We start from the raw sequence: 305 nt of genomic DNA on the forward strand, positions 1-305 counted from the left end.
GATCACGCATCTGCGGGCGGCGTGCCTGACCCTGGCCGAGCGGTGCGTGTCCGGCATCACCGCCAACACCGAGGCGCTGCGGGCGAGTGTGGAGAACTCGATCGGCCTGGTGACCGCCCTCAACCCGCACATCGGCTACACGGCCGCCACCGACATCGCCAAGGAAGCCCTCGCCAGCGGCGGGGGCGTGGCCAAACTCTTCCTGAAAAAGGGCCTGCTCCCCGCCGAGACCCTCACCGGCCTGCTGCGCCCCGAGATCCTCGCCAACAGCGGTCAGGCACCGGCCTGACCTGTCGGAGCGCACC

1 pseudogene is annotated in these 305 nt (G+C 70.5%); it reads left to right on the top strand.

The annotated features are described in order from the left end of the window. Window positions 1-289, top strand: a pseudogene (aspA, locus tag ADK65_RS06830) (aspartate ammonia-lyase); the annotation flags it as partial. Window positions 290-305: the final 16 nt, after the last annotated feature.

It is taken from the genome of Streptomyces sp. NRRL B-1140 (genome assembly GCF_001280065.1).
Lineage (GTDB): Bacteria > Actinomycetota > Actinomycetes > Streptomycetales > Streptomycetaceae > Streptomyces.